At 66.2% G+C, this 22,862-nt stretch carries 19 protein-coding genes and 3 pseudogenes; 5 read left to right on the top strand and 17 right to left on the bottom strand.

Annotated features, from left to right (window positions below):
* Nucleotides 1–11 precede the first annotated feature (11 nt).
* A pseudogene (locus tag HH310_RS41850) lies at nt 12–450 on the bottom strand (GNAT family N-acetyltransferase).
* Between the two features lie 530 nt (nt 451–980).
* Complete coding sequence (locus tag HH310_RS41845; protein ID WP_169181330.1) at nt 981–1,514, bottom strand: DUF6518 family protein; 534 nt, start codon at nt 1,512–1,514, stop codon at nt 981–983.
* 750 nt (nt 1,515–2,264) lie between these two features.
* Between HH310_RS41845 and HH310_RS41840 the strand changes: the two genes are divergently transcribed.
* Complete coding sequence (locus tag HH310_RS41840) at nt 2,265–2,732, top strand: peptidase inhibitor family I36 protein (RefSeq protein WP_169181329.1); 468 nt, start codon at nt 2,265–2,267, stop codon at nt 2,730–2,732.
* 605 nt (nt 2,733–3,337) lie between these two features.
* On the opposite strand, the gene HH310_RS41830 is transcribed toward HH310_RS41840, so the two are convergent.
* The 7 genes from HH310_RS41830 to HH310_RS41800 form a co-directional block, all read right to left on the bottom strand.
* On the bottom strand, nt 3,338–4,264 hold the full coding sequence (locus HH310_RS41830) for a TIGR03620 family F420-dependent LLM class oxidoreductase (protein WP_248294941.1): 927 nt from the start codon (nt 4,262–4,264) through the stop codon (nt 3,338–3,340).
* 76 nt (nt 4,265–4,340) lie between these two features.
* Nucleotides 4,341–4,811 carry a nuclear transport factor 2 family protein gene (locus tag HH310_RS41825; RefSeq protein WP_169181328.1) on the bottom strand — a complete coding sequence of 157 codons (471 nt, stop codon included), beginning with the start codon at nt 4,809–4,811 and terminating at the stop codon, nt 4,341–4,343.
* 116 nt (nt 4,812–4,927) lie between these two features.
* Nucleotides 4,928–5,533 (bottom strand): TetR/AcrR family transcriptional regulator, encoded by a 606-nt coding sequence (locus HH310_RS41820; RefSeq protein ID WP_248294940.1) that lies wholly within the window; start codon nt 5,531–5,533, stop codon nt 4,928–4,930.
* A gap of 74 nt (nt 5,534–5,607) precedes the next feature.
* Nucleotides 5,608–6,429, bottom strand: coding sequence for an SDR family NAD(P)-dependent oxidoreductase (locus HH310_RS41815; protein WP_211193311.1), 822 nt, complete (start codon nt 6,427–6,429; stop codon nt 5,608–5,610).
* 59 nt (nt 6,430–6,488) lie between these two features.
* The gene (locus HH310_RS41810; RefSeq protein WP_169181327.1) at nt 6,489–7,325 is read right to left on the bottom strand and encodes an alpha/beta fold hydrolase; all 837 of its coding nucleotides are present in this window, start codon (nt 7,323–7,325) and stop codon (nt 6,489–6,491) included.
* 641 nt (nt 7,326–7,966) lie between these two features.
* Nucleotides 7,967–8,413 (bottom strand): helix-turn-helix domain-containing protein, encoded by a 447-nt coding sequence (locus HH310_RS41805; RefSeq protein WP_211193310.1) that lies wholly within the window; start codon nt 8,411–8,413, stop codon nt 7,967–7,969.
* Between the two features lie 383 nt (nt 8,414–8,796).
* Nucleotides 8,797–8,988: a hypothetical protein gene (locus HH310_RS41800; RefSeq protein WP_169181315.1), complete on the bottom strand. Its 192-nt coding sequence runs from the start codon at nt 8,986–8,988 to the stop codon at nt 8,797–8,799.
* A 175-nt stretch (nt 8,989–9,163) separates the two neighbouring features.
* Here HH310_RS41800 and HH310_RS41795 point away from each other — a divergent pair.
* Nucleotides 9,164–9,379, top strand: a pseudogene (locus HH310_RS41795) (IS256 family transposase); the annotation flags it as partial.
* Nucleotides 9,380–9,546: 167 nt separating this feature from the next.
* Here the strand turns inward: HH310_RS41795 and HH310_RS41790 are convergent.
* The 4 genes from HH310_RS41790 to HH310_RS41775 are packed head-to-tail and all read right to left on the bottom strand — an operon-like array spanning nt 9,547 to nt 16,304.
* Complete coding sequence (locus tag HH310_RS41790; protein WP_169181325.1) at nt 9,547–10,800, bottom strand: Wadjet anti-phage system protein JetD domain-containing protein; 1,254 nt, start codon at nt 10,798–10,800, stop codon at nt 9,547–9,549.
* Complete coding sequence (locus tag HH310_RS41785; RefSeq protein WP_211193312.1) at nt 10,797–14,135, bottom strand: ATP-binding protein; 3,339 nt, start codon at nt 14,133–14,135, stop codon at nt 10,797–10,799. Before HH310_RS41785 ends, HH310_RS41790 begins: the two co-directional genes overlap by 4 nt.
* Before the next feature lie 2 nt (nt 14,136–14,137).
* Nucleotides 14,138–14,809, bottom strand: coding sequence for a DUF4194 domain-containing protein (locus HH310_RS41780; protein ID WP_169181323.1), 672 nt, complete (start codon nt 14,807–14,809; stop codon nt 14,138–14,140).
* Complete coding sequence (locus HH310_RS41775; protein WP_169181322.1) at nt 14,802–16,304, bottom strand: DUF3375 domain-containing protein; 1,503 nt, start codon at nt 16,302–16,304, stop codon at nt 14,802–14,804. The genes HH310_RS41780 and HH310_RS41775 overlap by 8 nt, the downstream gene beginning before the upstream one ends.
* 273 nt (nt 16,305–16,577) lie before the next feature.
* Here HH310_RS41775 and HH310_RS41770 point away from each other — a divergent pair, with 273 nt between their 5' ends.
* Entirely contained in the window at nt 16,578–17,222 is a 645-nt protein-coding gene (locus tag HH310_RS41770; RefSeq protein ID WP_169181321.1) for a hypothetical protein, read from the top strand.
* A 207-nt stretch (nt 17,223–17,429) separates the two neighbouring features.
* On the opposite strand, the gene HH310_RS41765 is transcribed toward HH310_RS41770, so the two are convergent.
* Both HH310_RS41765 and HH310_RS41760 read right to left on the bottom strand, forming a co-directional pair.
* A complete protein-coding gene (locus tag HH310_RS41765; RefSeq protein ID WP_169181320.1) occupies nt 17,430–17,861 on the bottom strand; it encodes a hypothetical protein in 432 nt (143 codons plus the stop codon).
* Between the two features lie 299 nt (nt 17,862–18,160).
* Nucleotides 18,161–18,502 (bottom strand): Lsr2 family protein, encoded by a 342-nt coding sequence (locus tag HH310_RS41760; protein WP_169181319.1) that lies wholly within the window; start codon nt 18,500–18,502, stop codon nt 18,161–18,163.
* Nucleotides 18,503–19,240: 738 nt separating this feature from the next.
* On the opposite strand from HH310_RS41760, the pseudogene HH310_RS45690 reads away from it, so the two are divergent.
* Nucleotides 19,241–19,371 (top strand): annotated as a pseudogene (locus HH310_RS45690) (DNA-binding response regulator); the annotation flags it as partial.
* Nucleotides 19,372–19,861: 490 nt separating this feature from the next.
* Here the strand turns inward: HH310_RS45690 and HH310_RS41750 are convergent.
* Nucleotides 19,862–21,031: an acetyl-CoA C-acyltransferase gene (locus HH310_RS41750; RefSeq protein ID WP_169181318.1), complete on the bottom strand. Its 1,170-nt coding sequence runs from the start codon at nt 21,029–21,031 to the stop codon at nt 19,862–19,864.
* A gap of 106 nt (nt 21,032–21,137) precedes the next feature.
* Here HH310_RS41750 and HH310_RS41745 point away from each other — a divergent pair, with 106 nt between their 5' ends.
* Nucleotides 21,138–21,677 (top strand): TetR/AcrR family transcriptional regulator, encoded by a 540-nt coding sequence (locus HH310_RS41745; protein WP_169181317.1) that lies wholly within the window; start codon nt 21,138–21,140, stop codon nt 21,675–21,677.
* 17 nt (nt 21,678–21,694) lie between these two features.
* Here HH310_RS41745 and HH310_RS41740 read toward each other — a convergent pair whose 3' ends face one another.
* Complete coding sequence (locus tag HH310_RS41740) at nt 21,695–22,732, bottom strand: IS630 family transposase (RefSeq protein WP_169181347.1); 1,038 nt, start codon at nt 22,730–22,732, stop codon at nt 21,695–21,697.
* Nucleotides 22,733–22,862 lie beyond the last annotated feature (130 nt).

Here is a 22,862-nt window from a genome sequence, read left to right as displayed (position 1 = left end):
GTCTGAGCGCGTCAGGTGATCAGGGGGCTGCGGCGTTGGATGAAGACGACGTCGCGCCACCGGTTGCCTTGGCTGGCGTGGCGGCCGACGCGCTCGCGTACGCCGACGGTGCGGAATCCGGCGGCGTGGTGCAGGGCGAGGCTGGCGGCGTTCTCGGGGAAGATGCGGGATTGGAGGTCCAGATCCCAGCCTTTTCGGTGGAGGGATCAGCGCGTCGAGCAAGGCCCGGCCAACGTCGCGTCCTCGAGCGGCCGGGTCGACATAGACGGAATGCTCGACCACTCCGGCGTAGATGGCGCGGCCCGAAACGGCGGAGATCGCCACCCAGCCGATCACCGTTTCCTGGTCGTCGACGGCGACGAGGCGGTGCGCGGCGAGCTTGCTCGCGTCGAACGCCGCCCATGCCGGTGCGTGGTCCGGGGTGTCGGCGGGGCTGTGGTAGCCACCCATCCCGGCGCCGAGCCCTAACGCCGAGAGCCCGGCGGCCGCGTAGCGCCGATTGTCCGAGGCGACCGGCCCTGCGGCCAGCGGGAGGCCGGTGTGCCGTCCTGGATGCAGCTGACGACGGTGGAGGAACTGGTGCACGCCGGCGGATTCAATATTGTCCGGTCTGGACAATTGGCCCGGGCGTGAGCGCCCGCGTGGGACAGGCAGATGACTTGTCTTTCCCTCGCGCCCGGCGTTAGCGTTGCGGGCCGATCCCAACGGTGGGTTGTTGTTCCTGACTGACGAGCAGATGGACGGCCGGATAGCCCGGTGCTTCGGGGGTTATCGCGATGGGGTGCCAACTGGCTGACTCTTGCGACGGACTCGACGACATCGTTCGTAGTCAGGTAATGGACCTTCTGCCCGATGGGCGGGGTTGCTGACGAACGTCCCGACAGGTCTCGAAACTTCACCCTTCGGGCACTACGTCGACCGGTGTACCTCGGGAAGGTCTGCCGCGCCCTTCGACAACGGCCCGCTGCCAAAAGATTCCACTATCTCCGTGCGACCACCACGGTGATCAAGACAGCAAGAACGGACAGAACGAGCGCGTACGAGACGACTTCCGTTGTCCGGTAGTTGGGGTCACCGACTCGGTCTAGATCCAGCAGCAGCTCGGCAAGTAGCACCGCGGCAGGCAGACCGCGCGCCGGAAGGCGAAGCGGTCCGGGCCGGCGGGCCACGACGCCGCCGAGGCCGAACGCGATTCCGGTGATGACGGCGAGTGTCATCCATAGCAGCGACGTTGAGTTTCCTGCGTTCGACCAACTGTCATACTGGATCAGGGCCGCTGCTACGTAGTAGCTGGGTACGGCTACCACCAGCATGAGCGCCGCGCCCGGGAGAGCGCGGCCCAGCGACCAGCAGTGATAAAACGTCAGCAGAAACGCGGCAATCGCCCAGACCGCGCCGGAGTTGCCGAGTCCGGCCACGAGCGATGGCATGAACTTGATCCAGACGAAGTCAAGAAATCCGAGCAGGAAACCAGCAATCGGGGCCGTGACGGAAACCCGCGAGTTGACGATCACGGCGCCAAGTGTAGAGAGACTCCCAACCTGCACTGTAGCCACTGAGGCACGTTGCGGGCGCCGCGTTGATGGGCCGGCCCAAGCCATTTATGCCGGTGCCACCAAGGCGCATGTCCGACACAGTCACCGTCGCGTATAACAGCCTGAAGAACACAGGCCTCACACCGTCGCCAAGTACGAAGCACAAGCGGCGACGCGCGATCGGCGAACGCGCGAGCTCCTACGCAAGATGACCTTTCGAGCCTTGGGCGACATCAGCCACAATCCGTGACGGATCGAAAACATCGTCGCAGCCGCTCGTCATTCTCCACATCGAACGCGACTGCACGCGTGACGACCGTCAGTCATCAGTCCGTTGCTCGGGATGGTTCAGCGTGTCCTCCGTTACAACCTTTCTGACTTGACCTTCTACTAGCTAGGTCCCTACATTGGAGTTCGTATACGCGTAACTCCGCATGCAAACGTGTAACGACGCATCTGTAGACGAGGACCGTGAGGGAGGACTCGTGAACAGAAAGTTTACGCCAATTCCTACGTCAGGCTGACCTCTTCGGAATAGAGCTCGAACTCCCGACATCGTTCCGCCAAATAAACCCAGTCAAGACCATTGCCAGCCCTCAGGATTGACGGAGGCAGAGCGCAACCGGGTATCTGGATGCGTGCCCCAATGGGTGATGTGGCTCTCCGTCTTGTATCAAATTACTGCGTCAGAAAATCGGTTCTACCAGGTGAAGTGGTAAGGGGTTTGTGATGAAGAAGAGTAGCGTGATCAAGGCGCTCACTGCGTTCGGTGTGCTTGCCGCCGGTACTACCATGTTTGCGCCAGCCGCGAATGCCGCCTATTCGTGCGGCGCAGGGCAGGTTTGTTTCTTCGCCAATTCGGACCAGACCGGTAGCGTTTTCGTTGCCGGTGCGTTGAAGAAGAACGGTGATGTTGTTTGGAACTTCGGTAACGAACGCTTCACCAATGGCGCAAGCGCAAATGATGCGGTCTCCTCGATCGTTAATAACACGGGGTCCGCGGTCTTCGTATTCACGGACAGTAACAAGAGTGGCACCCTTTTCGTGGTCAAGCCGTATGAGACCGTTCATGGCATCACTGCGGTCACGGTGTACCAGCGGAGTGCCGGTGGTCATATCACACGAATCGGTTCCATCAACGACATGATTTCGTCAGCGACTCTCGAGCCCTATAACTGGTGGCCGGCCGGATTCTGAGCCCGAGCTCGGGGTCTTACAGAGTTTGGCACCGCTGGTGGATTCAAGTCATCGGCAAAGGAAGATGTCTGATTGGTGCATGTCCGCTCCCGCTGGTCACAGTGGAGCGGGCATGGCCGACCACCGGGTGATCGTCACGGCTTCAGCTCCGAACCAACTGCGGGTGTCGCCCGGTCGCGGTGGCCGAGCCGAGGCTCACGGTCGCCCCGCTGATTGCGGCGGCCGCGAGATCGGCAATAAGTCGGTCGCGGCGAGTGCCGCCTCCGGGGTCGGCGCGGTTTAGACCGGCGTCGCCGCGCTGTGGCTGGAGTCGCTGCGTGCGGGCATTCGATGCCGCCGGAAACCCGACGGCCGTGCTCGGGCACGTCCTGGTCGACGACTGCGTGCAGTTCGTGGCGGCACGTTGCCGACCGACACTCTGCTGGCCACCGCGTACGACCTGAAGTGATCTTCTCGGTGGTGCCCCAGGAACCGGCCGATGTCGTTACCGGGGACATCTTCACGTTCGTCACTACGTAGAAGAAGCCGCACCACGCGGTCCGCGCACTGAAACGGGCGGTCCACGGCGTCCCCTCTGAATCCGAGGGGGATGCCGTGGACATCGATCACGAGGCCGTGGGCAGGCCTTCCTGAACCGCATTCCCTGGCACGGGCCGGGCTTGGGCGGCGAGTGGGGCTAGTTCGCGCCACTGGCGCAGCGGCATGCCCGAGCCGGCGCCGATGACATGCAGGCTGACATGGTCGGCGCCGGCCTGGTGGTGGGCGTCGACGCGGGCGCCGACGGCCTCGACGTCTCCCCAGGCCACGATGCTGTCGATGAGCCGGTCGCTACCGCCCGCGGCGAGGTCCTCCGCCGCGAAGCCTTGGCGGAGCAGGCTTCGGGCATAGTGGCCCATGCGAACAAACGCGCCGAGGAAGCTCCGGGCCGCAGCGCGGGCCTTGCCGGGATCGCGTTCGAGGACGACGGCTTGGTAGGGCGCGATGAGCGGGCCGTCGCCGAGCTGTGCGCGTGCCATAGCCGAGTATTCCGGCGTGACCATGAACGGGTGCACGCCAGTGGTTCGATGCCCGGCCAGTTCGGTCATCCTCGGGCCGAGCGCCGCCATCACCCTTTCTGCGGCGGGTAATGGATCCGGGGCGTGGTCGAGCCGGTCGAGGTAGGCGGCCATGTCCGCCACGGGCCGGTAGGGGTGTCCGGCGTTGTGCGCGGCGGCGGCGTCGCTGACGCCGAGGCCGAAAAGGTGGCGGCGGCCGTACACGTCCCGAAGTCGCGCGTGTCCCGCCGCCACGTCGGTGGCGTGGTGCCGCCAGATGCTCGCGACCCCGACAGCGACGGTGACCGTGCGCGTCGCCCGCAGCAGTCGTTCCGAGTCGCCGAGGATGTCGCCGCCGCCCAGACCCGGTATCCACAGCGTTCCCCAGCCCAGCTCGTCGAGCTCGGCTGCGGCGTCGGTGATCGCCGCTGGGTCGGCCGTGCGCAACTCGACGCTCCAGAGCCCCGTCGGCCCCAGGTCCATTGCCGTATGCCTCATCGGTGTTCCACCTTCGTGTGTGGGCGGACGTTCGGGTCCCTGCCCGAACGTCCGCGGTAACTGGTCGCGTCGTGCCTCAGCGGGCGACGGCGGCTTCGAGGTTGTTAAGGATGCCGAGCTGGGCGAAGGTGACGATCACCTCGGGGTAGCAGTTGAAGACGTCAACTTTGCCGTCGCTGATGTAGAAGACGTCGCAGCACGGCGTCTCGGTCTTGATGCCGGTCGGGGCGAGGACGCCTGCGGGTGTTGGCAGTGGACCGTTGTGGGTGGCGACGAGCGTGCATTCGACGATGACGGTGTCGGTGGCGACGTGCACGGCGGTTATCTCGCGGTGCATGTCGGGGAAGGGGCCGGTGATCGGGTCGAGGCTCCGGGACAGTTCGTCGTGGCCGCGGGCGGTGAGCCCGAACGCGGTGTTGGTGAAGACGCCGTCAGGAGCGAAGCAGTCCGCGAATGCCTGGCCGTCCTGGTCTTCGGCGACCTGGTAGAGGTGGCGGATGAGCTGTTCATTGTCGTGCGACACGGTGATCTCCCTGAAGGAACTCATTTTTACTGATCACTAAAAAACTAGCCCGGATGAGGGCCAGGCGTCAAGATCCGATGGAGTCGGCCGCAAACGGTGCGGCCGCGATTCGTGGCAGGCCGGGCGACCGGCCTACGAGGTCAGGCGCCTGTCTGCTGAGGCCAGGCCGCCATGGCGGTGTCCACGATCTGGTGAAGCTGCCGCCGGGTCGCTCCGCCGGCAGCCTGAACCGCGATGCCCTGGTAGATGGTGGTGAAGAACCGTGCCAGGCCGTCGGGGTCGGCCGCCGCGGGAATCTCCCCGTCCTTACGGGCTCGCTGCAGCCGATCACGCAGGGCGGCCTCGCCGGCCGCCCGGCGTGCCGTCAGTTCGTCGTGTGCCGCCCGTGCACCAGGCGAAAGCGGCAAAGCGCCATGCACCGTGATGCACCCGCGAGGGTGGTCCGGGTCGGTCGTCGCGTCGGCGGCGCCGTGCAGGAGTGCCTCGACCGCCTCACGTGCCGTGGGACGGGCCATCGCCTCACGGATGTAGCGGGCGGGGCCCTCGGCGTAGCGGTCCAGCACCTGGTGGAAAAGTTCTTCTTTGTTCCCGAAGGTGTGGTAGAGGCTTGGCGCGTTGTTGATGCCCATCGCCTTGGTGAGGTCGGCGATGCCGGTGCCCTCGTAGCCCTGGCGCCAGAACACCTCCAGGGCTCGATCGAGAGCCTCATCGTGGTCGAAGGAACGCGGCCGGCCTCCAGCCATCATCGCCTCCAGTCCACCGAACCTCGTGGCAACTAAACTACCGCGCTCGGGCGAGCAGCTGCCGATGCCTGCCCCGGTCAGGCGTTGTATCCACCGTTCGCGTCCAGTTTCACCCCGGTGATGTAGGACGCGGCCGGACTGGCCAGGAACACGACCGCCGCGGCGATCTCGTCGGGATCGGCGACGCGTTTCAGCGAGAGCGAGCTGACCATGGCCTCGAGGACCTCGGGCGGAGGCTTCATGGTCGGGCTCTCCATCAGCCCGGCCTGCACCACGTTAGCGGTGATCCCACGAGGTCCGAGGTCGCGTGCTGCGCCGGCGGTGTATCGCTCGATCCCAGACTTGGTCGCCGAGTAGTCGGCCAGACCGGGCAGTCCGACCAGGGTGCCGAGCCCGGAGCTGATCGAGATGATGCGTCCGTTGTTGCGCATCACCTTGGCGGCTGCCCGGGTGAGGGCGATCACGCCGAGGTAGTTCGTAGCGTGCATCCGGTCCTGTGCGGCGGTGTCCGCATCCGGATCGTCGACCGTGCGTCCCTGCTCCACCGAGATAGCCGCGTTGTTCACCAAGATGTCCAGGCCACCCAAGTACGCGACCACCTCGTCGATCAACACGGTCGCGCCGCCGGTGTCGGCCTGATCGGACCGTAACGCGACGGCCTTGGAGCCCTTGGTGCGGACGTCCTCGACGACGGTGTCCGCCAAACCCCGTGAGCTGTGGTAGGTGAAGGCGACATCGGCGCCTTGCTTGGCCAGCATCCTGACGGTTGCTGCGCCCAACCCGCGCGAGCCTCCGGTCACCAGGGCGACTTTCCCCGTGAACGGCTTCTTCTGTTGCTTCCTCATCGAGTATTTTATATCGATAACTAAAAAACTATCGCGGGTGAAGTCACGTGTCAACGCTCACCTCGGCTGCGGGACGGGGCCGTGCGGCCGCCGTATGGGCGTACGGCACACCACTAGCGCTGCCGGGCGGCGTCGCTGATCACTGCGGTGACGGCGGTGGGGCTGGAGACCATCGACAGGTGCGGCGCGGGGCCCCGGACGACGTGTGCGTGTGCCCGGCCGGCCATGACCTGCTGCTCGTTCGGCGGCAGGACCCGATCGGCGGACCCGATAAAAGCCCAGGACGGAATGGTCGTCCAGGCCGGTACGGCCGTGAACGGCTCGGTCAGCGAGGACAGTGTCAATGGCCGCTGGCTTGCGGCGAGCGCTGCCGCCGTGCCGGCCGGAATCCCGGCGGCGAACAGCCGGGCGAACTCCGCGCGCTTGACGTAGACGTCGACGTCGATGTCCTTGCCCGAGGCATCGCGGATCGGGACGGCGTCGATCGACTTCTTGGGGTCGAGAGCGGATCCGGGCTGTGCTGCGGTGAGCTTCTCGATGGTGTCGCCTTGCTGCGGAATATAGGCGTTCACGTAGACGAGCGCCTTCACGTTGGCGTTGCCGGTGGCCGCGGCGGTGATGACCATTCCGCCGTACGAATGCCCGACCAGCACCACCGGCCCTGCGACGCTGGCGAGGTAATCCTTCAGATAACGGACGTCGGAGGCCAGACCGCGCAATGGGTTTGGTTCGATGTCCACCGTGAAGCCGGCGCCCTGGAGCCGGTCAGCGACGGGCGCCCAACTCGACCCGTCGGCCCACGCGCCGTGCACTAGCACGACCGTCGGCTTCGCGGTGGCCTCGGCCCGGGACGGACGTGCCTCGGACGCGGTGCCACCGCAGGCAGCCAGTGTCACGGCCGCGAGGCCGGCGACCGCGGTCGTTCGCAGGATATTTCGAGAGATTCGCATGTGTTGTGTTTCCCTAAGTCGGAGGTGGGCTTTTAGACCAGCCTCATCGGGGTAGCGCGCCGATGCTTGGGTCAATCGACTGAGCGGGATGTGATTCGCACCTCGAGGCCGCCACCACTTCTGCCTGACTCGATGAATAGATAGTCAGTGGTTGGAGCTGAGGGAGGCTATGGGAGCCTCGTTCACATTGGATAGGGGGTTCTCATGACCGCTATCAGGCAGTTCACTAGCCGGGTCTAGGACACGTGGGAACAAAGTTCCTTCCCGATCGAGCCAGGCTACGCCGGCCGCTGTGCCATGTCAGGCCGGGCGTTTACGCGTACGGGATGGGGAAGCGCGCCTTTTCGCTTGGCGGCACCAGCCTGCCGTTCGCCACGACGGCGAGGTCGTCTAGGCCCAGGTCGTTCGCCGACGCGGCGCGCGCGACGACGGTGATCGGTTCTCCAGTGCACAAGCCGCAACGGCTCGCCACCGGTCTAGGATGCAGATATTTTTCTCCCAACTGCTTCAGTGCGAACAGCGCGGTCAGCAGGTCCTTGCCCTTGTCGGTCAGCAGGTATTCGTAGCGGGTGCGCTTGTCCCGACCTGAGTCAGCGAGGTGGGTATGATTTGTCCGGATGAATTCGCCGACGCGCTTCCCGCTACTCGCCGCTCACCGCGATTGTGATGTCTCCGACACCCAGATCGGCGCCGGAACTGCCACGCGCGACGATCCGGACCGGATCTCCGGTTGTGCGCTCCGTCACCCGCACGGGCGTGCCACCCTCCTGGAGGTACTTGTCGCCCCACTGCATCAGGGCCAGCAGCACGGGCATGAGGTCCTTGCCCTTGTCGGTCAGCATATATTCGTCGCGGGTGCGCTTACCGTGCTCCCGATAGGGGTGCTTCGTGAACAACCCCAGCGTGGTGAGGTGCTTGAGCCGGGCAGCGACGTTGGCCTCGGCGCCCTGGGTGAATCGCACGAAGTCGTCGAAGCGGGTGACCCCGTAAAAGGCCTCGCGAAGGATGAGGACCGACGACCGCAGGCCGATGGCGTCCATCGTCATCGCGATCGAGCAGTGCTCGAGTGCCCAGGGGCTTCGATCCATGGCTGACATGAGTCTCCTAACCGTTCGGCCGGCGATCGGAATTCTAGGATCTGACTATAAAAGCATCAAGTCATCTGTCAGCTCCTGACTTTACAAGCTGATAGTCAGTGGTTACAGTTGCTGGGAGCAACGATCTATCCAGGAAAGACGAGATCAACGAATGGCCAGACGTGACTCGGAGCGAACAAGACACATCAATGAGATACAGGCCGACCACGCCGGCCCGGTGCTCTTCCTGCCGGGTGTCTTGACGAGCGACCAGACGGGGCGGGTACGCCCGGCATAGTTGCCGGCGGGATGTAGTCGACGTTTCCACGATGCGGAGATCCGCCGACGGTTACATGTTGTCCCAGCCAGCGTAGATACCCAAAGAGTACGGATCGTCATCCACGGCTGGTACGGCGAATGGCGATCCGCAAGACGACGAGCGCGTCTATCGGCATGCTCACAGCGAGGGTGGCGCGAACGTTCGAAAGGCCGGCGATCGCTGGAGTGCCCAACCAGATCGCGATGACGACGAGCGCGATGATCACGGCCGCCAGTCGCAGCCACACCAGCGTGCGTGCCAGCCTCACGGTGCCGTGCCCTCGGCAGCGACCACCTCGAATGCCGGCGACGCCGGCCTCGCATCCCGGCGTCCAACACCAGCAACCGCCGCGCGGTAACTCCGACCGGACCGTCCACGGTTTCGGCGAAGGTCACGAGGTATCCGCCGGTGGCCTTCGAGCCGTGCCCCTGGCCGGCCACCTTTATCGGCGAGCTGTCCGGGCCCGCGGGCGTTTCCCGAGTGCGCAGGCTGCTCTGAATTGTCTGTACCTTGTGAACCGCAGCCTGAACACGACTGGCACTGGCCACGCCCGATGGCGGATGCGCTGGAATCCGGTGCTGAATGCCTCCGCCATCACCTCCGGTGACGCTGGCCGGCCGCCGAACCCACTTACCGAACAGCAGGAAAGACTCTCCTGATCGGACCCGGAGGATCGCGACGTGTCTGTGGCCCGCGTGGCAGCCGCTCGACCCCTCCCTGCGTGGTCGAGGGACTGGCCAGTGATGCTGGTAGGGCGTCCAACTTCGGTATCCGGCTTCGGGTATGCGCTGATGATGACGATCTGGACGATCGACGGCCGTGTCTATTACGACGACGGATGTGGGCGACGACTCGGATCTGGCCCCTGCGCTTTCGAGATCCGTAGCAGTTGAGTTACGGCGTGAGCGAGAGGGATGGCTTCTTGTTCGATTCGGCGAAATGGGGTAGGGCCCGCGGTAGCGATGGTGTTGTACGCAATGGTCTCGTCCTCGGTCAGATGCGGCAAGAGCTCCTGTGACGGCTTGATCGGCCGTCCGGCCTTGTCGTGGTTTACACCATGCGGGGCGTAGCGGTATAGGTCAGTGGCTTCCATGAGGATCGAGGCGACATGTTTAGCTGGTGCCCCGTCTGGGGCGGGTAGGGCGAGTGTGGCGCGAAAGTGGTCGAGGATCGCGTAGCCGTCCGCGTCGATGTCACCCCAGTAGACGACGTGATTTGCGCCGCGGATCCAGGGCACGTTTGCGAGGAGGGCGGCTGCGGCCTTGCCGCCGCCCTCGACCACGATCGCGTCACTGACCGACGGGAACCAGAGCCGGGAGTCGCGGTTCTCGACGACGAGGACGACGCGCGGCTGGTAGGCGATGTCGTGCACGTCCCCCATGGTCCAGGCGTCGTGCCTGCGCCGGCCCGACGCAGCGTGGCCGGGGTCGACATAGGTCAGGTGCATGACGGTCAGCCGCGGCCGGACTTCGTCGCGGACATCACGTCCGGCGACGTCGCGCAGCAGCGCACCGTGGGTGTCGAGCCATTTGGTGTGCATCCCGGGCACCGGAAGTTGCCGCAGCGTCCAGTGCCCGGCGTCGGGGTGCTGGCGTAGCCAGGTCACTGCGTTGATGAGCACGTCCACGTCGTGAGGCGGAAGGCCATAGACGGCCCGCAGCATGGCCGGGGTGAGGGTGGCGCCCGCGGATCGCAGGGCTGATGCCAACTCACGGGCCCGGCTGAGGTCTACGGTCGGTGGTTCAGCGTCGCCGGGTAGCGCGGCGGCACCGTCGAGGTCTGCGTTCAGTGCGGCCGGAAATTCCCCGCTGACTCCTCGGATGGTCACGGCGGTGCGGTCGACTTCCACGCCGGCGGGGAGCCGGTCGCAGAAGTCGCGCCACTGCATGTGCCACCCGTGCCAGGTGGTGTACCCGAGCTTCTCGACCGCCTTGCCTGTCCCGACCCGGGGGCGTAACCGGACGGAGAAGACGGTGCGGTCGCCGATACCGAACTCGGCGCACACCGCCTCCGCCCACTTCTGTCCGAGCTTGCTGCGGACAGCCGCGACGGCGTCTTGCGGGGTGACCAGGCCACTCATGCGTCCGGAATCCCGACTAGCAGCTTCGCCCGGGATCGGCCGTGGGCGTTCTTGAGGATCACGTACTCCGCGTCCACGTGTGGTTCGATCGCACTGTGCTTGTCATTTGGCGCTCCGATGACCAGCTGGAAGCCCAGTCCCCGCCACGCTCCGATGGCGCGGCCGGTGAAATGCGCATCCGCCTTGATTAACGCCTCGTCGAGGAAGACCGGGGCATAGCGGGGACGGGCGGCGCCCGCATCGCCTAGTTGGTACCGCAGTGCGGCGCCGACGATGAAGGCGACGAGTTCCTGGGACTCGCCGCCGGACTTCTCACCGATGTGGTCGTAGACGGCGACGTGTCTGCCGTCGAGGTCGATCTTCTCGGCGCTGATCCGGACGTGGTTACGCACGTCGACGAGATCGGCGAAATCCGGGGCGATGCGGCGGATACGGTCGATCACCTTGGCCATCCGGTGATAGGCGCGTTCCCGGTCATCCTCTGTTGCGGCCCTGTCGATGAAGGCGCGCACGTCGCGCAGTTCTTTGCGGAAGCGAGCGCGGCCCGTGGAGTGGCTCTCCTGCGGGTCGATGCGCAGCCGGTGTTCGTCGTCGGCGAACGGCAGTTCGGCGAGGATGCGGTTGACCGGGTCGATTCGGTCGCGGATCTCCCGGACAGCGGCGGCGAGCTCGCTGTCCAGACCGGTCAGGTCGTTGCCGGACAGGTTGAGCAGACTGTCGCGCCAATCGGTCTCCAGCTCGTGCAGGCCACTGGTCTCCAGGTCGGTGAGCAGGTGGTCGAAGTCGCGGTAGGACGCGTCCGGGTCGATGCCGAGGTTGGGGTTCGGCCAGCGTTCGAGGAAGGTCGAAAAGGTGTCGTGCAGAGCCTTCCTCGATCGGCCGATCGACTCCGTGGCGGATCGCCGGTCGGTGTCGACGCGTTCGGCAGCGCGTTTCACTCCTGCGTCGAACTGTGCGAGCACTTCCGTTGGGCTGGTGCTGTCTGTGTCACTGTCGAAGAGGGTCTCCAGGTAGTCCCGGTGGTCATGGCTGAGGTCGATGCCTGTCTCTTCGGCCCTGTCGAGCGCCAGTTGGGCGCTATCCACCTCGTCGACAGTCGACGCCCATGACTCACCGACCGCCTTCACGATCTCCTTCTGCCGGCCGACACGCTCGGTCAATTCCCTGACCTGCTGCTTGAGGCCGTCCAGTCGGCGCTGCAGCTGATCGATCTCCGGATTGCCGGCACGGATCTCTTCAAGGACGCGGCTCCAACGTTCTCGCTCCGCCCGAACCGCGTCAACGTCCACCTGCTTCCACGACAGGTCGGTCAAGGTCTGGTACACCGTACGTCGGACTTCCATCGAGTTGAGGTTCTCCTCCTCCCGCTCTAGCCCCGCGGCAGCGACGTCAAGGCGCTCGCGTGCGCGGCTGATCCGGGTCTCGATGTCGGCAAGCGTCCTGCTATTCGTGAAGCCGAGCACATTGCGTCGGCCGTGGCCGCCGTGCGCGCCCCGACCACCCTCCGACGTCTGCCCGGTGATCGTGAGTGCCTTGGAGTACTGCGGCAACAGCCGCGGTGTGTCGACGCAGACGAAGGCGAACCGGCGCGCGAGTTCGCTCTTGAGCCAGGCCGTAAACGGCGACGGCCGGTAGTCGAGCCGGCCGGCCAGCGTGTTGCCGTCCAGTCCAACCTCGTCATGCAGCCCGGTACGGACGCCCTCGAACTGGATGCGTCGTGCGATCGGCACCGCGTTGATCGCCTCGCGGAACGAGTTCAACCGGCCGATGTCGATCAGCATTCGGGTAGCGAATCCGCCGAGCGCGAGGTTGAACGCCTCGCGCCACGGCTCGAACTCCGTGCGCACCTCGATCAGCTCGCCGACGAACGGAAGGTCCTCGAGGCTGAGGCTGGCAGCCTCGGCCAACGCTGCGCGAGCCGCGTGCAGGTCGGTCGGGATGTTGCCTCGGCGGGACTTAGCCGCGTCGCGCTCGGCGCGCAGCCCTTCCAGTTCTCGCACGGCCTCCTTCTTCTCCGCCAACGCCTCGGCGTACGCGTTGTGAACAGTCCGCCGGGCGTCGACATCAGCCAAAGAGCGATGCGCCGTCTCGACCACTCCGGCGAAGTCCTCAGCGGTCGACACCGAGGCCCCAATCGTGTCCAGCGCCCGGTCTAGTCGCTCCCGCGCGAGTCCGACGTCGCCCAGCTGCTGCTCCACGACGCCGAACTCCCGCTGGGCGGTCTCCATGGGGTCGCCACCGGACGCGCGAATGGTGTCGGCGACCCCGTCACGCTGCGCCTCGACTGCGGTGACCAGGGTATTCGTCTCCGCCAGTTCGTCCTGGGCTCGGCGGTGCAGCTGACCTAGGTCCCCTTCCACCGAGCGCAACAGGTCGAGCCGGCGCTGATGACGCCACAACGCGGCGGGGGACGCCGCATCGGTGAAGGATCCGATCTCGTCGATTGACCTCAACCGGTCAACCGCTTCGTCGATGGTACGCCGGTGTTCGCGGATCGTGGTCAACGCCTTCACCTGCTGGCGGGCTGTGATCATCCTGGCCCGGGTTCCGGACAACTCGTCGAACTGCTGCACCACCGCGTCCGCGGTGGTGAGTGTGGCCGGCTCCTCCAGAACCATCGTCTTATACAGAGCGTCGACCGTGGTGATCTGCTGGCCGGCCTGGATCCGTCCCAGCAAAGCGACCGCCTTGTTCCCGTCGCCCGCGGCGCCGATCCCGAGCGTGGTGTGCAAACGCGCGGTGAAGTCCCGGTCGGTGTCACTCCAGGTCAAACCGGTTGCTACGACGTCGGCACGGGCGAACTTCTTGCCCGCCGGGCCTTCCAACATCCGCAGCTGATATCCGTGATCACAGGTGGCGCGTACTGGCACGACGTCGTCCAGATTGCGGGCCGACGACGGAACGTACCAGGCCCGCAACGCGGTGAACTCGGCGCCGATGTGGTCCACCCATGTCATCGCGATGGCCGACCAGGTGTCGCGGCCGTCGCCGCGCAGCACCCGCAGCTTTGTCTCACCCTCGCTGCGGGACTCGTCGAGTTTGCCGCGCGCGTAGGAGAGGACGTTGCGCTGGTCCTTGCCACGAGGCCGGCCGACCACTCCGCCGTTGGACGCCCCGTTGAAGGGCGTCGTGTGCGGCATCAGCAACGCGATGTACGAGTCCATCAGCGTCGACTTACCCGATCCGGACCCTCCGCTCAGCAGGGTCGCACCCGGCGCCAGCCGCAGGTGGTGGTATCCGTCGTAGCCGCCCCAGTTGACCAGTTGCAGGTCCCGCGCCACCCATTGCTGGCCTCGTGATGCTGCGGGGACCAGCCCGAACAGTGTGTCGATCATGCTCACGCTGTGGCCTCGTTCTGTTCGCGCAGCCACTGGTCCAGCTCGGCGAGCTTCTCCGTGCTCAGCACTACCTCCACCAACGGAGTGATCCGATACCGGCCCGCGGACTCCTCTGCCAGCAGACCTTCGGTGACCAGCCTCTGCACTGCGTTGCGCACCTCCTGCTGGTGTTTGGCCAGGTTGTGGTCGTGCGGGTCAAAGTAGGTCAGCACGGTCTGCTCCAGTTCCTCGATGTCCACCCGCGCGGACGTCTCACCCGTACCGCGTTCCCTCTGGAAAACGGTGCGAAGGTGAACCAGGACCAGAGTCTCGGCCCGGTTGTAGGGGTCGTCTTTGAGAAGGATCGGCACGTCCAGCTCCCCTGAGCGCACCTGCTGCTTGTACGCGACGCCGCGGTCGTGGTCGACCACCAGGCGGACGAACAGGTCGTGCATCCGCGACTCGATGATCTGCTGGTTCTCCAGCAACGTCCGCCATTGCCCCGGATTCTTCTCGGCGAGCAGGAACTTGCGCCGTAACAACTGGACCAGCACACGGCGTACCTCAGCTTCCAGCGTGCCCGCGTCACCGGCAAACAGCTCGGCGGGATCCTCCTCCATCGAGACAGGGTCGATGAACCCGGCCGCCTCGCCTGCCGACCAGCCGTCGTCGGCCCCATCCGGCTCACTCATCGTCACCACTCCTATCCACGACCGCCGGATTCGCCGCCACCGCACCGCCCAGAGCGAACCGTCGCCGAGTCCGATCCGGTCGCACCGTCTCGACGACCACGACCTCGGTCGTCTCGGTCATCCCGGCGCCGTGGGCGACCTCCAGCAGACCGAGCAGATCAACCGGCCGCTGGATCTCCTCGTCCGCCACACGGAACGCAGCCACCACGTCGACGCTCGCCGCCCCGCCCGCGAAGGCTTGCAGGTGTGCCCGCAACTCGGCATACCGAGGGCCGCCCCACGCCCGGGTGTCCGCAGTCGGCATGTCGTCGGACTCATCCCAGTCCCGCAACGGCGCGGGAGGCTGCGGTAGCCGTGGATCGTTCGTCCGCTGACGCAGGTGTCCGATGTCGGCGACCGGCAGGCGGCGCAACGGCTCGATGGCCTCGCCACGGCGAGATCCGGGAACCCACCTGTGCAGGCCCGACATCACGTCCCTCAACAGCTCGTCCACCTGGCGGTCCCGCATCGGATCGTGGTTGCGAACCTGGGTGGTGATGACATGCGACGCCTGCCGCTGGGCGGCCAGCACCTCCCTGACTCCGTGCTCGATCCGCCGCGAAATCTCGGTCAGCTCGCGCCGCTGCTGCAGGGGCAACAGCTCGGTGAACCGGTGCCGCAGCACCGTACGGAGCTGGCCCCACAGGCTGTCGATCTGCAGCGGGTCACCTATTAGGCGCAGTGCCCCGGCGAAGGCGCGGCCTTCCGGTGTCGCGTCGAGGATCCGCTGGCCTCGTGCGAGATACTCACGCAATACCTCACCCGTAGGCCGCACGTCGTGCCGCAATTCTGCGACGACGTCGCGCTGAATGGCTTTGATCGACTCTGCCACGCGGGCGAAATCCGCGGGCAGCTCCCGCGCCAGGTGCAGCACGTTCTCGGCCGCCTCGAGCAGCTGCTCGTCGTCGACCGTTTCGACGGCGCCACCCTTTTCGAGCCGGGTCAGCTCCTTCTGCCGCTGCTGGATCTCCTCGTGCAGGCGCACCATCCTCGACATTAGGTCCGGATCAGCATCCTGCGCCAGGCGCTCGATCGCCTCCAGCAACGTCCTGACCCGCGACTCCGACACCCGCGTCCGGGCTGCGCCGACCCGCCCAGCGACCTCGAGTGCACCGACGCCGTACGCCGAAAGCCGATAGACCTCTGTATCGTCGTCGGACACCTGCCGCACCAGCCATCCCGCCTGCACCCACTGCCGGCAAAGATCACGGGCGTTTCCCACGGGCAGCGGCTGGCTGTCCTCGTCGCCGTAGCCGACATTCCGTAACTGTTCGAGGGCGTCGTTGATCTCCGCATGCGCGTCCGCCACCGCGACCGTCGGGCGCTTCGCGGTGAAGACCATCGCCAGCACCGTCACCACGAATGGTGCGTGCGTCTGGTGAAGCAAGGCGAGCATCGGATTCTGGAACGCCCGAAGCGCTCCCTGGTAAGCGCCTTCAACACCTCGTGTAGCCATCAGAACGAAAGCCTACGACGCGGGTACGACACGGAAGACCCGCCATTGTCGCCGGTACTCTTGCCTGCGGCGATCGCCGATGTTCTCGCGCCTGAATTGGGTAGTCCCATGCGACGGGACTCGGCAAGACGTTTGCCGATGGCACGAGGGAGGTGGCGCGCGGCGCGTCGGGGTCGTCGAGTGACGGCTCCTCGGCCGCCGCCTACGCTTCAAACGCGGCCGCTTCCGTGTCACCGTACGAGCCGTGCGCGTCAGCACGAAAGCACTCAGCACATGCTCAACCTCACGATCGCCAACATCCAACGCGTTGCGCTCACCAGCACTGGCGGCCCGGAGGAACCGTATTGCCCCAACAGCGAGCCGATCGTGAACCGGTTACTGCCAGGCGGTGGTTCGGGAACGATCTGCGGTTGGCTGCTCGCTGTGGTGTGGATGATCTATCCGGCTTCGCTGGTCCCGACGCAACTGAGCGCCCGGCGTGCGGGTGTCGGGCGTCAACGCCCGACGGGCGGTTCCGTGTCCGCGTCGGACTGCTGCCACCAATCGGCGGCCCGGTGGCCGGTTACGGGGCTGATGGCAGCTGGCAGTGGTGTCATGGTGATCGCGGCGGGCCCGACGATGCTGGCTGTTCCACTCACCGAGCAGTTGCATGGGCGCCGGTGGATAGCCGCCGCTGCGGTGACGTTCAGTCTTGGCACCTTGCTCTCAACCGCAGTATTGGGCGCGGTGGGCAGGAGGCGGATGCCGGTCATGGCGCGCTGGCCGTTGTGGGGGCTCGGCATGTTGGCCGGTTGGACGCTGGCACCGGAGTTCGCACCGATGGTGCTGGCCGCTCAGTTCCTGGCGGGGGTCGGCCAAGGCGCGCTAGAAGGGGACATGGACACCCAGATCGCTGCTGACGCCCCGCCTGGTCGGTGACCCGCAATCTTGGCTACGCAGCCTCCGCTCACGCTCTTGGCGGTGCCGTCAGTGTCCGTGTGCTGCCGCTTCTGGTCGTAGCGCCGGCGGTCGGCATGTTTGCCGGTGTTGCAGCTGGCTTGTTGCTGGCCGCCGCGGTATTGGCGTGGTTGATGGTTGCAATCACTGCCCAGTGCTGGCGATGCCTCGCACGCCAGCCGGCCCAGATCAGCCGACGGGAGGCTTCGTGTGCGCGAGATAGGGCGCTGACTGGAATCTCGCTTGGGCTGGGTCGCCGAGTCCTGACGTAATCGCTGTAGCCTTCGCCGACTGCCGCGTAGTTGACCCAGCGGTCCGGGCGAGCGCCGGTGAGGTGTTCGGCGAGCGATATCGGTTCTGCTTCGTCTTCGCGGAGGCCTTGCCGCCGGCATAAGCCTCGTCGACAGGGTCGAGCGAGAGGAGTTTGGACAGGTCGGCAACCCGGTCGTCATCAGGATCTTGCACGGTGTGAAGCGTGACGCGGTATTGCTTGTTCATGGGGCTGATCGCTACCCATCGGATGGCGGGTTCGTCGTCAATCTCGGCACCGCCGAGGAACTGTTCGATGCCGTTGCTACGACGCGAGGCGCCAATAGCGAACTGCCGGGTGAGGTAACGCATCCGGAAAGCGTAGTACTGAGCGGGCTGAAGAGGCGTTGCGCGAGACGGGCTTTGTGGTGCCGGTGGGTCCGGCCCGCCGCGGTGCCGCGCAACGGTCGCAGCAATTGAACGCGTGGTGCCCGCCGAGGCGATGATTCTGCCGCTGGAGACAGGGCGGCACCATACTGCTGCGTGGCAGCGACTGGGTCGCTACAGCCGCCGATAGCGTGCGCTTGCCGTCGGCGGCCGGAGACTATTCGCAAGTCTCCGGCTGCCGTGCCTAGTCTGGGCAGGACTGCTCTGTGCTGGAGGTGAGCTGGTCAGCGCTGAGCGTGGAACGCTTCGACGACCGAGGCCGGGATGCGCCCACGTTCCGAAACGTCGTACCCGTTCTTGCCAGCCCACTCCCGGATCGCCTGATTCTGCTCTCGGCTTGTCCGGCTGGACACAGCAGCCGAAGGGCGTGACCCGATACGTCCGTTCGTACGGCCGACTCGGGAGGCGGCCGTGAGATAGGGGTCGAGCGCCTTGCGGAGCTTGCCCGCGTTCTTTTCGGAGAGGTCGATGGTGTAATTCACGCCGTCGAGCCCGAACTCGAGGGTGCGGTCGGCGTCTCCACCGTCAAGGTCGTCAGTGAGTAGCGTGATAACTTGCTTGGCCATAGTTTTCGGCTCCCCGAATTGGGCAAGGCTGCGGAGTCAATGCGCTGCCACGGTCCACCATAGCCGCTGCTTTTGTCGCGGTGCGCGCGGCATTGACGAAATCGTGACATCGGCGGCGTCGATAGGGCGGTTGTCGACGGCGAAGAGGTGTTGCAGATCGTGCTCGGTGGCATGAGCTGAGTGATTGCGGCTCGGACGGCCTCGTTCGCGGCTGTGTGTCGGCGGCGGCACCGTAGCGCTCTGCCGCAAGCCCGCGCTTACGCGTCAAGGCCTGGTCGTCCGTCGCGCTGCACCCGTCGATGGTCAGGCTGACCGAGCTCGGTCACACCTCTGCCGGCGATCGCACGGCTGGCTGACAGGGTGGCTCTGGCCGGTCGTCGGCCAGTGCGGCCGCCGCGGCTTGGGCCGTACAGCACTGCGGGTTTGCCCGGCAAGGCCCCTTCAGGGAGTGGTCCAAGTCGAGGCGGGTACGGCTTTCGGCCATCGCCGCTCGTACCGAGCGACTTCCGTGCGGGCTGGCGTAGACGAACAGATGTGAGGAGTGCAGGTTGACGCGGCCCTGCCTGCCGACTAGACGGACCGGCACCGAGTGCCCGGGCTGAACTACTCCGGCACACGGGCTCAGCGAAATCTATCTGGCGTCAGCTCACGCAGCCAGCCGGTGAACAGGGCAAGCTCCCAGACACATCTCAGATGTCGTTCAGTTGATCTGTAGTGCACTGTTAAGCAATTGGCCGCTTGGCCGCTCAGACCCAGCCCAAGCAGAGCGAGGCAAGCTGCCCGTCGTCGAGGACGACGCGAACATCCTCGAGCTGCTCTCTGCCAGCCTGCGCCTCGCCGGGTTTGACGTCAGCACCGCCACCACCGGCAGACCGACCGCCCGTCCACCAGCACCGGGGCTTGGCCTGGTGTGGCCGCAATAGTACGTTCACGTCACGGCTCGGTCGAAGTGGTCAGCGAGCCGGGCCAAGGGGCGACCTTCCGGGTTGCGTTGCCCCGGTGAATGCGATGAGGGTGCTGGATGGCTCCACGGAAGGAATCCAGGACGTTTATCGGCGAACGTGAGGGTGACCGATGCGGCGGCGGCGACCGAGCGAAGTGTCGTAAGCAGTATTAGAAGCGTGGGACGTGCCGTTGGGATGACCAGGTCGGCGCTGATGGCTGTGGCCTCGGACATGGCAGATCAGAAGTGGTTGATCAGTCCTATTTGTGCGGGAGCCGTCGCGGGGTCGCTCGCTTTTCGTCGGGAGCCAACCCTCGTTCGCTGACCCGAGGATCCGGCTGGGTGAGAGTGCGGCCAATCCCCGTCAGCAAGCTAACCGCCCTGGAGGCGTTCGTGATGTGAGGTTCGCGTCAGCATCAGAGCCGCTCGATGACGGTGGCGTTGGCGGTGCCGCCCGCCTCACACATCACCTGCAGACCGTAACGACCGCCGGTGCGCTCAAGCACGGACAGTAGCGTCGTGGCCAGCCGGGCTCCGCTCGCGCCGAGCGGGTGCCCAATCGCCAGCGCGCCACCGTCGATATTGACCTTCGCCGGGTCGGCGCCGGTCTCCGCCTGCCAGGCCAGCACGACCGGGGCGAAGGCCTCGTTCACCTCGAACGCGTCGATGTCGGCGAGGTCCAGGCCGGCCCGGTCGAGGACCTTCGCGGTGGCCGGGATGATGCCGGTCAGCATGAAGATCGGGTCGTCACCGACGGCGGTGGCGGTGTGGATGCGGGCCCGGGGCCGCCAGCCGTGCCCCTTGGCGGTCTCGCTTGTCGTTATCAGCACGGCGGCGGCACCGTCGTTGACCGGGCTGGAGTTCCCCGCCGTGATCTTCCAGTCGATCATGCCGAAGCGCTGCTCCCACCGTGGATCCTGGAAGGCCGTCCGTAACCCCGCTAGGCGCTCGACGCTGGTTTCCGGCCGGATCGACTCGTCCGTCGTCGCCAACTCGTTGACGCGGGTGATCTGCGCGTCGAAGAACCCCTGCCGCCACGCGTCGGCTGCCTTTTCGTGGCTGCGCGCCGAGAATTCGTCGAGCTGGGTGCGGCTCAGTCCCCACTTGCGCGCGATCAGCTCGGCCGCGACGCCCTGTGGGATCAGGCCGCCCGGATACCTCTTCTCCAGCCCCGGGCCGCCGACGAAGCCGTTCTGCCGGGCGCTGCCGATCGGCACCCGCGACATCGACTCGGCGCCGGAGGCGATCACCAGGTCGTACGCCCCGGCCACGACACCCTGCGCGGCAAAGCTGATCGCCTGCTGGCTGCTGCCGCACTGCCGGTCCACGGTAGTGCCCGGCACCGCCTCCGGGAAGCCGGCCGCCAGGGAGGCGAGCCGTGTGGCGTTGGTGCTCTGCTCGCCGATCGCGGTGACCGTCCCGCCGATGACGTCGTCGAGTTCGGCCGAGTCCAGCCTGGTGCGCTCGGCTATCGCCCTCAGGACGTGCGCGTGCAGGTCGATGGGGTGGATCGCGTGGTAGGCGCCGTCCGGCTTGCCTTTGGCGACCGGCGTGCGCACGGCGTCGACGATGACCGCGTCCCGCATTTTCTCGTGTCTCCTTTCACTTTCGGACCGTTCGGTCCGATACTGCGCGCCGCAAGGCATCCCGGTCAATGACTCGCGGACCGTTCGGTCCGTTAAACTTCTCACCATGGCACGCCCGCCCGACGCCTCCGGCCGCGACCGCATCCTGCGCACCGCGACCCGGCTCTTCTATCTGAACGGCGTCCGCGCGGTCGGGATGGCCCAGGTCATCGAGGCGGCGGGCTGCGGCAAGAACATGCTGTACCGGCATTTCCCCAGCAAGGCCGACCTGGCCGCCGCGTATTTGACCGCCACCCGGGCCGCCCGCGACCGCGAGGTGGCATCGGCGCTGGCCGGCGCCCCGGACGACCCGCGCGAACGCCTGGTCGCGCTGGTGGCCGAGGTGGCCGCGAGGGTGAGCGAGCGGGATTACCGGGGCTGCGCGTTCCGCAACTACCTGACCGAGTTCCCGGCCGGCGACGACGCCCCGGCGCGGGTGGCGCGGGCCTACATCATGGACACCCGGGCACAGGTGGACGCGCTGGCCGCCCCCGCCACGGCCGACCGGATCTGGCTGCTGATCGACGGCCTCTACGGCGGCACCGCCACCGACCCGCAGGTCGCAGTCGACTGGGCCCGCGAACTAGTGTCGGCGTACGGCCACTAAAGCGAGTACCCCGACAACTAAGCGCCTGGCCAGAGATCTTTCCCGTAACCCTCGGGTAGCCAGGGTGAGGTCCAGGGTGCTGCGGTGGTCAGGTTCTGGGCGTCGGAGCGGTGCTGGAAGAACGCGTGGGCTTGCTGGACCCGATCGATGATCGTGGCGGTCGCGGTGTTGGCGATCTGTCTTTTCATCGCGGCCCAGACCCGTTCGACGGGGTTGTCCTGCGGACTGTATTTCGCGCCTTCGATGACCTGGATACGGGGATGCTCAGCCAGCCAGCGCTGGGTGATTTTGGAGTGGTGGGTGCTGCCGTTGTCGCAGATCACGGCGATGAGCGGGGCGTGGGGGTAGACGTCGAGCAGGTGCTGCAGAAAGTAGCAGAACACCACGGAGACGTTGCGGACGCTGACATGGTGGTGCCAGGCGCCGGTGGCCAGGTTGACCGCGCCGTGCACGGTGCGGCGCTTGGTGCCGGGAGTCAGGATGCGGTGGCGCAGGCCGGTGGGCATCCAGCAGGACCGGACTCGGGCGAGCAGGTCGAGGTGGGTTTCGTCCTCGGCCAGCACGACCGAGCCTTCGGGCAGGGCGGCGATGCGGTCGCGGATGCCGGCGCAGATGCTGTCGCGGTTCGGATCGCTTTTGGCGATCAGCCGTGGGCGGGCCCAGCGGGCTTGTTCGCGGATACGCCGGCGCATCGTGGACAGGCTGATCTGCGGGCGGCCCAAGGCTTTCCAGATACGGGTGGTGGTCCAAGCTTTCGGCGTGCACAGCAGGGCGTGGATGCGTGCGCCGAGCCGCGGGCTGCCTGTGCGGGGCCGCCCCGGACGCGGCCGGTCGGGTAGCCCCTCGAGTCCTTCAACCTGATGCCGGACGATCCACGCCCGGACTGTTTTGGGGTCGTAGTGCAGCAGGTCAGCGATCTCGGTAGCAGTCCAGCCCGCCGCGGACAGCACCACCATCATCGCTCGGGTGGCGGTGCGCCACGGGCCGTGCAGAGCGTTCATCAGTTCGGTGTGTTGTTGCTCGGACATGCTCGCGTACACGTGCGCGGGGCGCATACTGGCGGTGACCTCGTCATGGATCGCGTTCCGGTGTGGAAACTTGATCGCAATCCCTGACGAGGTCTTTCTGTTGGTCCGTCCCTCCAACCGAGTGAGTTACGGACAGAACCTTTGGCTACACGCTTAG

This window comes from Actinoplanes sp. TBRC 11911 (assembly GCF_012933445.1).
Lineage (GTDB): Bacteria > Actinomycetota > Actinomycetes > Mycobacteriales > Micromonosporaceae > Actinoplanes.
This window is presented reverse-complemented; position numbering and strand designations above follow the sequence as displayed.

Bases quoted from the DNA above. Each gene is read 5' to 3' on its own strand.
- HH310_RS41840 (WP_169181329.1), top strand. From the start codon at position 2,265: ATGAAGAAGAGTAGCGTGATCAAGGCGCTCACTGCGTTCGGTGTGCTT.
- HH310_RS41830 (WP_248294941.1), bottom strand. From the start codon at position 4,264: ATGAGGCATACGGCAATGGACCTGGGGCCGACGGGGCTCTGGAGCGTC.
- HH310_RS41825 (WP_169181328.1), bottom strand. From the start codon at position 4,811: ATGAGTTCCTTCAGGGAGATCACCGTGTCGCACGACAATGAACAGCTC.
- HH310_RS41820 (WP_248294940.1), bottom strand. From the start codon at position 5,533: ATGATGGCTGGAGGCCGGCCGCGTTCCTTCGACCACGATGAGGCTCTC.
- HH310_RS41810 (WP_169181327.1), bottom strand. From the start codon at position 7,325: ATGCGAATCTCTCGAAATATCCTGCGAACGACCGCGGTCGCCGGCCTC.
- HH310_RS41805 (WP_211193310.1), bottom strand. From the start codon at position 8,413: ATGGATCGAAGCCCCTGGGCACTCGAGCACTGCTCGATCGCGATGACG.
- HH310_RS41790 (WP_169181325.1), bottom strand. From the start codon at position 10,800: ATGAGTGGCCTGGTCACCCCGCAAGACGCCGTCGCGGCTGTCCGCAGC.
- HH310_RS41785 (WP_211193312.1), bottom strand. From the start codon at position 14,135: ATGATCGACACACTGTTCGGGCTGGTCCCCGCAGCATCACGAGGCCAG.
- HH310_RS41780 (WP_169181323.1), bottom strand. From the start codon at position 14,809: ATGAGTGAGCCGGATGGGGCCGACGACGGCTGGTCGGCAGGCGAGGCG.
- HH310_RS41775 (WP_169181322.1), bottom strand. From the start codon at position 16,304: ATGGCTACACGAGGTGTTGAAGGCGCTTACCAGGGAGCGCTTCGGGCG.
- HH310_RS41770 (WP_169181321.1), top strand. From the start codon at position 16,578: ATGCTCAACCTCACGATCGCCAACATCCAACGCGTTGCGCTCACCAGC.
- HH310_RS41765 (WP_169181320.1), bottom strand. From the start codon at position 17,861: ATGCGTTACCTCACCCGGCAGTTCGCTATTGGCGCCTCGCGTCGTAGC.
- HH310_RS41760 (WP_169181319.1), bottom strand. From the start codon at position 18,502: ATGGCCAAGCAAGTTATCACGCTACTCACTGACGACCTTGACGGTGGA.
- HH310_RS41750 (WP_169181318.1), bottom strand. From the start codon at position 21,031: ATGCGGGACGCGGTCATCGTCGACGCCGTGCGCACGCCGGTCGCCAAA.
- HH310_RS41745 (WP_169181317.1), top strand. From the start codon at position 21,138: ATGGCACGCCCGCCCGACGCCTCCGGCCGCGACCGCATCCTGCGCACC.
- HH310_RS41740 (WP_169181347.1), bottom strand. From the start codon at position 22,732: ATGCGCCCCGCGCACGTGTACGCGAGCATGTCCGAGCAACAACACACC.